The organism is Protofrankia sp. Cj5, from assembly GCF_917627405.1.
Taxonomy (GTDB): Bacteria; Actinomycetota; Actinomycetes; order Frankiales; family Frankiaceae; genus Protofrankia.
Window position 1 is genome coordinate 1 of the sequence record NZ_CAKJTO010000145.1, and the last position, 10055, is coordinate 10055.

Here is a 10055-nt window from a genome sequence, read left to right on the forward strand (position 1 = left end):
GGCGATGACCTCGACCGCGATCGCCGCGACCAACTGCACGACCACCACCCCGGCCACCCCTGAACCGTACCCGTGCCAGGTGCCCTTGAGAACCTGTTCCGCGGCCCCGCACGGATACCGCTGTTGATCGGCGGGACTGTGCTCAGCGCCTGTTTGAGATCATTATTCCGGCTCGCCCCGCCCGGTCAGCCCCTCACCGCCCCTCACCGCGACAAGGCCGCCGACTGCTGCACGGCCAGACAGTCTTTTCCGAACAGTCTGTTGTTATCTCTGAGCAGATACACGCAGGTGGGTGTGGCAGCCGATCTGCGGACATCAGGCACCTCCAGCACGGTCAGCTCCCTGTTGTCGGCCACTCGGGCGCCCCTGAAATCGAAATCCGCTGTCACCGTGGCGTACTCCGGGTCCCGCTGGGAGCCGGTGATGTCCCGCAGTTGCTGACCGACCGAGGATGGGCTCGGCGTGAACCTCCCTAATCTCTCCGGGTAGCCTTTGGGCGCGCTCGCCGCACGCAGAAACAAGCCGACAGCATCATAGGCGAGGCCGACTCGCTCACCCGGCCACCGCAGTCCCGGGACCGGCTGCGGCTGCCCGTCGCCTCCTGACAACAGCTCCGGCAGCCTGTTCTTGTAGAGCTCACCCAAGTCCGTGCAGAAATTCGCCATAGCCCCTTGACCCGGATTGTTGTCAGGTTTGTAAATACCCCTGAAACAATCCTGACCAGCGAGGACGACCGCACTGGCCTTGGAGACGTAATCGACTGTCACGCCCGCGGGAATCCTGCTGGTCTCCGGCGTGGCGGCATCGGAGGAGCCGGTGACAGCGATGACACGGGATACCGCGTCGTCAGCGACGATCGGCACATCTTTGCACTGGCCGTGGACGTAGTTAACGAATTTCGCGAAATCCTCATGGCGGCCCGCGTAAAAAAGTACGGTATCACCCCCCTCGCAGGATTCACTACTGGATCCCGGCTGGCTCCGAGCCGTCCACGCCCGGTCATGGTACTTCTCTTTTAATTCCTCCTTCAAATCATCTACCAAGGTCGAGACGTACCTGTCCTTGGGTTCTACAGTATCCTCGTATCGGTAGGAGACGAGCACCCGAGTTTTTTTCAGATAGGTTGCGTACCTCGCCACCAGCTGCGCCTCCTTCTTGTTCGTCGGCACCAGCTGGAAATACAGTGGAGAGAAGTCAGCCATCCCATCCCCCGACAATGTTGTCGCCATTACTGGGATGCCGTTCCGCCCCAGTTCCGCGATGGCGTCCTCGGTCTCCGGGATGCTGCGGTCCAGGCCCAGGACGCCGACCACGCTCCGGTCCGTGAAGAGCGGTACGAGGTTCTTCCTGACCACGTCGACCGCGCTGCTCATACGCGATCCGCCATTGGCTATGACAATCCGCAGCAGTGGCTGGTCAGATCTGTCCGCGCCGGCAAAATTGCAAGCCCCGTCCGCTGCGAGGACACCGTTCTGGGTGGTCTGCCTGAGCAGAATTCCTTCAAGCTCCTCGCTCTGCGCCGCGCTCCACGCATCCCCCTCGTCCAATGCCGTGCTCAACCCGGCCAGATAGACCAGGGTGATGTACGGGCGCGTCGGGTATTTCTCGTGTATGTCCCGAGCGCACTCGTTCTGCCGGAATATCTCACGCTGAGCGGCCAGCAGTCGTTTGCTGCCCGGCTGCTTCTCATCACCCGTGGCCCCGAATATCCGGTTGGCGTTGTCGCTGTATCCGACGCAGTCGGGTGTCCCGACCTTGTTCGGGACCAGCTCGACCGAGATCCCAGCGCCCGACGACCGCAGGCACTCCGGTAGGCGGTGGGGCCAGCAGACCCACAGCAGCGATGTGGCGGCAGCCAGGACGACGACGGTGACCAGGGATGTCAGCACCATGGGACGGGCTGGCACCGGCGGTCGCCGCGGGGTAAAAGGCGGTACGTGGGCCAGTTCGGCTGCCTCGGTCACGGTGGCTTGACGGGCAGCGGGCACCGTCAGTCGCAGCACCCATGCGCCGGGATCGCGCCGTCGGCGGCGCCGTCCCAATCCGTCGAGCCAGTGGGCCTCGGCATCCAGAGCCACGGCCACGGGCTCGGCCGGCATACTCGGCCAGGCAAGATCACAAATAGCCAGCTGGCTATCACAGCTAGCGATCACCAACAGCGGATCGTCACGGCCGGTCTCGCTGCGGACATCACCGATCATGTTGAGTAAAGCAACCCCACCGTTGTCCGATGTGATGTTGTCAATCAGCGCCACCGGGTTCGCCGTCCGCCGCCAGGCCCGGATCCGCCACGGCCGGCGTCGGTACGCCGTCCGCAGGTCCTGCAGAAACGCGTGTACGAGCAGCTTGTCGACCTCTTCGGGGACTTCGCTGTCAACAGCGCCGACGGTGAGCCGCTCGGCGAACCCGACAAAGTTCCCGGCTCCCGGCGCCACATACCGCTGACGCATGAACCAGCGGGTCTGGCGCCCCAGACCAGGTACCCGCCCGCTGACCCGCAGCCAGAACCGGACCAGCAGCCAGAGCCGCGCGACGAACACGAACACGAACCTGACCGTCGGGTCGGGCACGCCGTCGGCAAGACCAGCGAAAGGATTCGGCGAGTTTCCCCGGAAACGATCCCGGAGCCGGCCGAGGAGCTCCGTGGGCTGGTCGCCCAGTCCGTTCCCCCGCATGTCCTGCCGGGTCAGCCAGTCGGCAAGCAGATAGTGGTCAAAACGCAGCCGCGGCATGCCGAACTTGTCCCGGCCCAGTTCGGCGCACAGTGCGTGCAGCACCGGCAGCCGGGGCGGGGGTAATGGTGACCCGGCCTCCCCAGACAGGTGGGTGGAGGCGATTCTCGCGTGCTCGGTCCCGGCATCGACCCGGGCGCTCGGCACCGATACCGGAATCGGCTGCCGCAAACGCGCCAGGATATCGGCCAACAGCCCATCCTGGCCGGATTCACGCTCCAGACAGACGAGCGGCAACACCGTCCTGACCGGTCGGCGACGCATGACCAGGACGTCGACCAACCGGAATAACACGACAACACCGTCGAAAAACGGAATCAACAGAGCCCCCAACCGGCCGGGCACGGGTTACCTCCGGAAGCCAACCGATCGGTTCACCCATGCCTGGCCGCTTTGTGTCCGCAATGAAACACCGAATATACGGCCAGCCGCATACGGCAATCACTGGAGGGGGGCAGCTCCATGGCGGATCAGGACGAAACGCGGGGCAAGCTCCGGGCTTGTCCGCTCAGCGGACTCCGGCGGTTCACCACATACCAGCAGGGGAATCTCCCGGATGACCTCGACCACCGCGGTGGCGCTCGCCTCCCCGGTCGGCCCATGCCAGGCGAGTTCCACGGTCGCGGCCCGCCCGCCGTCCATGACAACGGTGCGCGACGAGGTGAACTCGTGGTCAAGCCAGCCCCAGCCGAAGCGTTCGAACAGCTCCCGCTCGACCACCTGCCCCCACCGGTCGAGTGCGGTGGTGCCCCGGTAACTGCCACGCAGCTCGCTCGGCTGGGCGTCCTGACGCACGATCTGGTGGAGGGTCGTGGGATCGAGAAACGCCCAGGCCCGCCCGTCAGGGAGAGTGAGCCCGGTCGGGGCGAACCGATGCCCGCCGAGGTGGCTGCACCGGCGAACTCGCACGCCGGGCCAGCGCGATGCCATCTCCATCCACAGGCGGGCGCCGTCCCGGCCGCAGCACCGGTCCCGTTGGCCATGGCCGCAGAGCAGGACCTCGGCAGACGCGGCCTGAGCCGTGATGTTGTCGTACGCGCCGTCACCTCCGTCAAGGAGCCGGACGAGCCCGTCGACAAGCCGTTCACGAGGCACGGTGTGGTCAGCGCCCACGAAACGGTTCGAACCCGTGCGCTGCCACCGGGTGACCCGCACGCCCGCTCGCGACTCGCGGCCGGGTGTGACGTCGCCGGTCGGGCTGACCGCGAGCAACCGGGTCCGACGCATGGCATCGGGCCGGGCCCGGCGCCCAGCCTCCGCGAAGGCGGGCATCTCGCCCACATCGCGCGGCCACGGCGGTGGCACCTCCACCAGCAGCAGGGTGTCGCAGGTCAGTGCCGACCCGATCGGGTCCACGCCCTGTTCCCGTGTCCACGGCGCACAGCGAAAGGGCAGCGTCATCGAGTGGCAGGTCATGCGGTCAGCGGCCGCCGAACAGACCGCCCCGGCCGTGCCCCTGATTGCCGAACAGACCACCAAGCGCACCACCGAGCGCGCCGGGAAGTCCTCCGCCAGAGCCGTGGCCCTGTTCTGGGGAGCCCTGCCCCGCGGCACCATGCCCCTGCATCTGGTTGCCAGCGAAACCGGCCTCGCCGAGCCCGAAATGTCCAGCCAGCCCCGCACCGGCGAGCGCGTTGTAGGGCGGTAGCAGTTCACATGGCTGGACGATCACGTATCCGTCACCGGAGAACTGCATCTGCCAGCTCTCCCCGGTGTTCCCGCGCGGTTTCCATACCGACGACGACGTCACGGCAGCCTGCATCGACACCTGCAGGCTCGATGACCAGCCGACCACCGCGTCGGCATCCGCGAAGTAGTAGTTCTGCGGCGTCACCCGCATGACCAGCGGAGCGCCCGAGGTCACCACCGCGGCCTTGCCGTTCCCCGACAGCTCCACCTGGTAGTTGCCGGCTCCGGCGATCGAGACCTGGGAGTCGATGCGGACGACGTCCCAGCGCAGGTCCCGGTCGAAGGCAAGCACGTTCTTGCCGTCCACGGTCAGACCGTCACCGGTGAGGTCGAGGATGTGCACGTCCTGGGCCTGGTGGGCGAGAAAGACCGTGCCGCCGCCGGACACCTTCATCAGGTTCAGGCCCTCGCCGTCCTGGAACAGCGAGCGGAACTGGTGGCCCCAGCTCTCCCAGTGCCCGTCGAAGCTGGCGCCGCCCTGGTAGGCGACCATCGCACCCTTACGGGCGTAGAACTCGCGCATTCCCTGGGCGCCGAGCGTCGCCTTGAGCATCTTGCCGTTCTGCAGGGTGAAGCGCTCCCCCGTCGACACCTCGGGATTACCGAGGAGCGTGCCGCGAATCCCACCGCCCGCGGGCGGGTAGCCGCCGGACGGGCCACCCGCGAATCCACCGTGGCTCATCGTCGAATCCTCTCATCCACCAACCAGACCCAGCACCAACCAGACCCAGCACCAACCAGACCCAGCGCGAACCAGGTCACCCACGAACTGACATGTTCGGCCGCTCGTCCTCACTCGGCTGCACGACGACGAACCCCTGACCGGAGAAGCCGAGCTGGAAGGCCTCACCCGAACCGCGACCGATCAGCCCGCCCAGGCGAGCGGTCCGCCGCGGCTGGACCTGCAGGCCGTCGGTATAGGCGACCAGCGCGTCGGTGTCGACGAACGTTGGTGCCTCCCGCGTGTCGAGCACGATCGGATTGCCTTTCGCGGTCATCGCGACCCAGCCGTGGCCGCGGATGACCACGTTGAACATGCCCATCCCGGACAGCATGCTGACGCCGCGGACGCGTTCGATCCCCCACTGCAAGGTGGCGTCGAACGCGAGGATGTTCTTGCCGTTGACCGACAGGCCCTCACCCGCGAGCTGAGCGACGATGACCTCCTTGCCGTAGTCGGCCAGGTAGAGCAGGCCCTGCCCGACAGCGGTCATCAACGGCACGCCCTCGCCCGTTGCCCAGGAGGAGGCGATCCGCCGCAGCTGTGGTGGCTGGGGATTGAAGTCGACGAGACCTTCGTATGCGATCATCGAGCCGACCCTGGCGAACAGGTCCTGACCGGGCTGCATGACGATCTTGACAATCTTGGAACCGTGCCTGCTCATCCGGTCCATCAACTGGGTCTGGCCGAAGTGGTCCATCAACGTTCCCTGCACCACAGCCTCCTTAGAGGGGGTTTGAGATCGGGCTTTCGATCAGTGAGCCGCGTCCAGGGGCTCCCTGGCAAGGCGGAAGGCCGAAGCGATACCGGATGAGTTGTATCGGTGTGGCCGACAACGCAGCCAGGGGCGCCTGGACGCGGCGAGCCGGAATGACGATCTCAAACGCGCTCTTAGAGGCTCCGGCGCTAGGACTGTCCGGCTCGCGCCGCCCGGTCGGCGCCTCGCATCGTTGTTGTCGGTCGACGCCCAACACAGGGCGCCTCCCTCCGCCGCCTCGCGATCCATCCGCCCGGACGCCGCTCCCTGATCGAACGTCCTAGTGCCGGAGCCTCTTAGCGGCTCCGGCACTAGGACTGTCCGGCTCGCCACGCCCTAGACCTCGTACGGCTGGACAACGACGAAATGACCCTGGAAACCCATGAACTGCAAGGCGAGGGACTCCCCGCTGCTACCGGCATAGATCTGGCGGGAGATGCGCACCTGGGTCGAGATACTCACCCGCATGCCAGCCGTCCAGGCCACCAGAGCGTTCATGTCGGCGAATGTCGGACCGGCGACGTTCAGCGTCATCGGCGTTCCCCGCGTCATCACCACGATCGAGCCCTGGCCTGAAACCTCGAAATGGAAGAAGCCACCACCGGGGATCCCCGGGCTCTCGATCCGCTTGACCTCGGCGCTCAGGGTGCTGTCGAACGCCAGGATGTTCTTGGCGTTGATGCACAGCGGCTGGCCGCTCAACTCGACGATATGGAGATCGGTGGCGTCGTGAGCAAGGAAGACCTCACCGCGCCCCTTACACGTCATCAACTTGAGGCCCTGTCCGGTGAGCTTGTTCTCCAGCATCCCACGCAGACCAGCGCCCTTGTAGTCGAAGTCGATGTCGCCCTGATAGGCGACCATGGAGCCACGGAGGGCGAGTACATCCGGGCCCTGCCCGAGCGTGACCTTGACGAGTTTGCTGTTCTGCTGCGTCCACCGGCCGGCCGTGGGGACCTCGCGGTAGGGGTTCAGGCTGTTCATCGCGCCTGGCCGCACCGGCTGGATCTGGGAGGGCAGGATCTCGGTCGGGCCGAGACCGCCGGGCGCCTGCGGGCCGGGCCCACCGGGCAGTTGCTGGCCGTACCCCATCGTCGGCGCTACCGGCGCTGATGCCATCGGTAGCGGTGCTGGTGCCGCTGGTAGCGGTGCTGGTGCCGCTGGTAGCGGCGCGGACGCCGGGGCCGCAGGTGGTTTGGCGTAATCCAGACCAGGCGCTGGTGGCGCGTAGGTGTGCGTGGCACCAGCCGGCGGGCCGAACCCGACGGGTGCGGCTGGCGGCGGGGCTGCCGGCTCCTCCACCTCCCCGCCGAAGGAACGGATCAGCTCGGCAAGCCCACCGTCGAAACCCTGCCCCACGGCCGAGACCCGCCAGACCCCCTTACGGTAAAGATCGCAGATCATAACAGCGCGTTCGCTGCTGAAGTCCGCTCCGGTGAACGCGTAGCGCATGACCTCACTGCCACCGACGACGATCCGGAAGTAACCAGCGGAGATCTGCGACGCGGCCCCGGCACCGTCAATCGCCGCGCAGAACGACAGCTTGTCGATACCCGCGGGTACGTCCTTCAGCGTCGCCCGAAAGGACTGCGTGTCCCCGGCCTGCTCACCCAGGAGCTGGATCGACCCTTCCGGCGACTTCGGCTGGTTGAAGAAGATGAAGTACCGGTCATCGGACAGCCGGCCGTTCGCGTCCAGCCCAAAACAGGACACGTCCCAGCTCAGGCCGGGAGCGACGAGCGCGATTCCGATGTAGAGGTCAGTGCCAGGAGTGATCGCGGACAGCTGGCTCTTCTGTCCCCGGCTGAACTGCTGGACCACTGTGCTCCCCTTCGCCCTGCGTGCCGGCCTGTCCCGTGTCCGGTCTGCCCGTGTCGCACCCATTCGAAAACCAGACTGTCCGCAACCTAACAGGCCGGCCACAACGCGATCACAGCTCCACGCGCCCGCCCGCCCGCCATCGGACGATCCACCGGCCGGCGTAGATCTTTCTCAATGACCAGTGCCGGTCGAGAACGACTGGCGCCGGTCGAAGATGCCGGTATCAAACCAGAACCGGTCGCGGATGCGTCCGGCATGGCCAAGTCGCGCGCCGGCTCCGCGTAGCGTTCACTGGAGTGATGCGGTATGTCGATGGAGTAACCACAAAGAAGAAAATCTCCGTGATCGGGCTTGGTACCTGGCAGTTCGGCTCCCAGGAGTGGGGTTACGGCGCCGCCTACGCGGCCAGCGAGGCGCCGGCGATCGTCCGGCGGGCACGTGAGCTTGGTGTGACGTTCTTCGACACGGCCGAGGTCTACGCGTTCGGGCGCGGCGAACGGATCCTGGGCGGCGCTCTGCGGGAGGCCGGCGCCGACGGGACGGCCATCGTCGCCACCAAGCTGTTCCCGGTGCTGCCGGTGGCTCCGGTGGTCGAACAGCGGGCGGTGGCCAGCGCCAACCGGCTTGGCATCCGTCAGATCGACCTCTATCAGGTGCACCAGCCCAACCCGCTTGTTTCGGACAGCAGCACCATGCGGGGCATGGCCGCCCTGCAACGGGTCGGCCTCGTCGACGCGATCGGTGTCAGCAACTACTCGCTGCAGCGGTGGCAGGCAGCTGAGGAGGCGCTCGGCGCCCCCGTGCTTTCCAACCAGGTGCGGTTCAGCCTCCTGCGGCCCCAGGCCGAACGCGATCTGCTGCCCTACGCGGTGAAGAACGACCGGCTGATCATCGCGTACAGCCCTCTCGCCCAGGGCCTGCTGTCCGGCCGTTACACCCGCGAACACCCCCCGCCGTCGCGGGTACGCGCGATGAATCCCCTGTTCCTCCCGGAGAACCTCGACGCTGCCCGGCCCGTCCTCAACGTCCTGCGCGATGTTGCCGCGGCCCACGACGCGAGCCCGGCACAGGTCGCGCTGGCGTGGGTGATCCGGCACCCGAATGTGGTGGCGATTCCCGGTGCCTCCAGCCTCGCGCAGCTGGAGAGCAATGTGGCCGCCGCCGACATAACGTTGACCGAAGAGGAGGCCCATGCGCTGACGACCGCCGCCGACGCCTTCGAACCGGCCCGCGGAGCACGATCAGCCGTTATCGCGCTTCTGCGTGGCGGCCTGCGCCGATCCTGACCGCCGGGCCGCCTGGGGGATCTCACCCCCGGGCGGCCCAGCCCTCATGGCTGGCCTCATGGCTGGGTGCCCGCCGACTCGCTACGGCTGGGGCACGACCTCCCTGCCCGGCTGGATGCGCCCGCCCCGCGCCGAGGGGTGGTTCGCCCAGGATCTGGACCGTCTCGCCACAGCGCCTCGTGGATGGTCGCGCGAAACCCCCGCGATCGCGGAAAATACGGGATCAGCCGGGATCAGCCGGGATTCGGGCTGGACATCAGGTGGAAGGGCGGGCAGACCGCCGAGGAGTGATGCGCGGCCGCCTCCAGCGCGAGCCCCACCCGTTCCTCCGGGTCGAGATGCGCACTGCTGAACAAGGAGCCGAGCGCGAACTCCTCGCCGCAGCCAACCGCGTCGTAGAGGTCGATGCTGCGCCCGATCTGGAAGTCGGAGTCGATGCGGTACAGACGTCCGCGGATACCGACCAGGAACACCCCGCCCTCCTCCGAGCCTGACTCATTGCGGGAATAGCCACCCTCACGCAGGCAGTCACGCACCGCGGAGATGAAGTCGGTGGCCATGAACCGGTCGATGTCCCAGGTGCGCGGCAGGGGCGGAACCAGGCTGTACCGCAGCAGCTGGCCCATCCGGAACGAGGAGGTGAAGCCCATGATGAACTCACTGTTGTGGAACACCTTGGTGTCAGCGCGAATCGTGATCGAGTAGCCGGCCACCCCGGCACTGTCACCACCGATGATCACCCTGCCGTCATGCTCAAGACCGACGATGCAGGTCACGATAGGTAAGCATATCCGGTCGACGCACGAGGTGTCCGACAGGCCCCAGATAAGAGCGCCCGGCAATAGGGGTGTGGACCAAGGAGCGGGGCTGGGGTGCGTGCATCGCAAGGCGGCGGAGGAAGGCGCCGGAGGTGTTGGGTGGCGACTGACGAGCCGGGGTACCCGTGCATCGCGCAGCGATGGACGGGGAGCGATGCGGCGAGGTGCGTGCCCCAGCCCCGCGACGCCGCGTCCCCTATTGCCGGTCGCTCTAAGTGGTCGCCGCCGGAC

The 10055-nt window shown here is 66.8% G+C and carries 7 protein-coding genes; 1 reads left to right on the plus strand and 6 read right to left on the minus strand.

What is annotated here, in order from left to right:
* Nucleotides 1-203: 203 nt before the first annotated feature.
* The 5 genes from MJ777_RS20795 to MJ777_RS20815 form a co-directional block, all read right to left on the minus strand.
* Nucleotides 204-3077: a hypothetical protein gene (locus tag MJ777_RS20795; protein WP_239377518.1), complete on the minus strand. Its 2874-nt coding sequence runs from the start codon at nucleotides 3075-3077 to the stop codon at nucleotides 204-206.
* A 96-nt stretch (nucleotides 3078-3173) separates the two neighbouring features.
* The gene (locus MJ777_RS20800) at nucleotides 3174-4088 is read right to left on the minus strand and encodes a sucrase ferredoxin (RefSeq protein ID WP_239377519.1); all 915 of its coding nucleotides are present in this window, start codon (nucleotides 4086-4088) and stop codon (nucleotides 3174-3176) included.
* A 64-nt stretch (nucleotides 4089-4152) separates the two neighbouring features.
* Complete coding sequence (locus MJ777_RS20805; RefSeq protein WP_239377520.1) at nucleotides 4153-5103, minus strand: AIM24 family protein; 951 nt, start codon at nucleotides 5101-5103, stop codon at nucleotides 4153-4155.
* A gap of 76 nt (nucleotides 5104-5179) precedes the next feature.
* Nucleotides 5180-5857, minus strand: coding sequence for an AIM24 family protein (locus tag MJ777_RS20810; protein WP_239311203.1), 678 nt, complete (start codon nucleotides 5855-5857; stop codon nucleotides 5180-5182).
* A 378-nt stretch (nucleotides 5858-6235) separates the two neighbouring features.
* Entirely contained in the window at nucleotides 6236-7720 is a 1485-nt protein-coding gene (locus tag MJ777_RS20815; protein WP_239377521.1) for a TerD family protein, read from the minus strand.
* 299 nt (nucleotides 7721-8019) lie between these two features.
* On the opposite strand from MJ777_RS20815, the gene MJ777_RS20820 reads away from it, so the two are divergent.
* Complete coding sequence (locus MJ777_RS20820; protein ID WP_239311200.1) at nucleotides 8020-9006, plus strand: aldo/keto reductase; 987 nt, start codon at nucleotides 8020-8022, stop codon at nucleotides 9004-9006.
* Between the two features lie 233 nt (nucleotides 9007-9239).
* Here MJ777_RS20820 and MJ777_RS20825 read toward each other — a convergent pair whose 3' ends face one another.
* Complete coding sequence (locus MJ777_RS20825; RefSeq protein ID WP_239311199.1) at nucleotides 9240-9782, minus strand: hypothetical protein; 543 nt, start codon at nucleotides 9780-9782, stop codon at nucleotides 9240-9242.
* Nucleotides 9783-10055 lie beyond the last annotated feature (273 nt).

Bases quoted from the DNA above. Each gene is read 5' to 3' on its own strand.
- MJ777_RS20805 (WP_239377520.1), bottom strand. From the start codon at position 5,103: ATGAGCCACGGTGGATTCGCGGGTGGCCCGTCCGGCGGCTACCCGCCC.
- MJ777_RS20820 (WP_239311200.1), top strand. From the start codon at position 8,020: ATGCGGTATGTCGATGGAGTAACCACAAAGAAGAAAATCTCCGTGATC.